The following is a 386-nucleotide window of genomic DNA, read 5'->3' on the forward strand; positions in this document are numbered from 1 at the left end:
TAGAATATATACATAAAGATTTATACTCTCAAACTGAATATATAGCTTCTCAGTGGAGCGGAGCAAGCAGTGATCGTTTTTATCAGATGTTTAATGAAGCAAAGCCAATGATGTTTAACATCTTGCAAGAATTAGATAAAATAGCAGTAGAATTAGAACGTGCAGCTGTTAAATTCCGAGATGCAGATGAATTGTATGGTGGAAATTTAGCTGACCATGATATTCAAGAAGGTGCCATGTGTGGAAAACTCCCTCCAAAATCAGAAGAGTCATTTTTCAATAAAAAAGATTTAAATGCTGCATGGACTGGTATTTCTACTGGGTTTGTAGATGGTGCAGTGGATGCGTGGGAAGGACTGATATCCTTAGGTGATAAAGAAACCTGG

At 36.8% G+C, this 386-nt stretch carries 1 protein-coding gene; it reads left to right on the plus strand.

Features of this window, described 5'->3' with window-relative positions; translation table 11 throughout:
- On the plus strand, positions 1 to 386 hold a 386-nt coding region (locus KI369_RS26000), incomplete at both ends, for a WXG100 family type VII secretion target (RefSeq protein WP_212958317.1).

Source organism: Bacillus sanguinis (assembly GCF_018332475.1).
Taxonomy (GTDB): Bacteria; Bacillota; Bacilli; order Bacillales; family Bacillaceae_G; genus Bacillus_A; species Bacillus_A sanguinis.